1 pseudogene is annotated in these 1,144 nt (G+C 50.2%); it reads left to right on the top strand.

The window, feature by feature from the left end:
- Window positions 1-117 precede the first annotated feature (117 nt).
- A pseudogene (locus tag FHC48_RS22980) lies at window positions 118-1,011 on the top strand (IS3 family transposase); the annotation flags it as partial.
- Window positions 1,012-1,144 lie beyond the last annotated feature (133 nt).

Genomic DNA, 1,144 nt, shown 5'->3' with positions numbered 1-1,144 from the left:
CATAGTTCAAAAACAGAGGCTTTTTCCTCTGCTGTAAATGTTCGTCTCATTCAAAAAACCTCCGCAACCCCATGTTTTCACATAACTGTTGCGTTGACCAATTGAATCTACAGCGGCGTACTTCGCAAAGCTGTCCGACTGAGGTACGCCTTTATCCGTGACAACACCTGTTGCTGGCCTGTTCGCCTGCTCTGTCGGGTGCTGGATGTTCATCCCAGTGGTTTTTACGCCTGGCTTCAGCAGCCGCATTCACAACGCCATCAGGCAGACCTGAGACTGACAGGACAGATTAAACAGTTCTGGCTGGAATCGGGATGCGTCTATGGTTATCGCAAAATCCATCTGGATCTGCGGGACAGCGGGCAACAGTGCGGAGTGAACAGAGTCTGGCGACTGATGAAACGTGTCGGGATAAAGGCTCAGGTCGGATACCGGAGCCCGCGGGCACGTAAAGGCGAGGCCAGTATCGTGTCGCCCAACAGGCTCCAGCGACAGTTCAATCCGGATGCTCCGGATAAGCGTTGGGTAACGGACATAACCTACATCAGGACCCACGAAGGCTGGCTGTATCTTGCCGTGGTTGTTGATCTGTTCTCACGTAAAATTATCGGCTGGTCCATGCAATCCCGGATGACAAAGGACATTGTCCTGAACGCACTGCTGATGGCTGTATGGCGCCGTAATCCCCAAAAACAGGTGCTGGTTCATTCGGATCAGGGCAGTCAGTACACAAGCCATGAGTGGCAGTCGTTCCTGAAATCACACGGCCTGGAGGGCAGCATGAGCCGTCGCGGTAACTGCCATGATAATGCGGTTGCAGAAAGCTTTTTCCAGTTGTTGAAACGCGAACGGATAAAGAAAAAGATCTACGGAACGCGGGAAGAAGCCCGCAGCGATATTTTTGATTACATCGAAATGTTTTATAACAGTAAGCGTCGGCATGGTTCCAGCGATCAGATGTCACCGACAGAATATGAAAACCAGTATTATCAACGGCTAGGAAGTGTCTAGATTATCCGTGGCGATTCACAGTTAACTTGTGCTCGACTTTACCTTGTTGGCGATAATCTGGGATGGCATCGAAATGCATAAATGGGTGCTGGTTACTCATCGTTGGACCTCCAATTTGTCTATGGAGGTATTA

The sequence above is a fragment of the Enterobacter sp. EC_50 genome (assembly GCF_019584525.1).
Classification (GTDB): domain Bacteria; phylum Pseudomonadota; class Gammaproteobacteria; order Enterobacterales; family Enterobacteriaceae; genus Enterobacter; species Enterobacter roggenkampii.
This window is presented reverse-complemented; position numbering and strand designations above follow the sequence as displayed.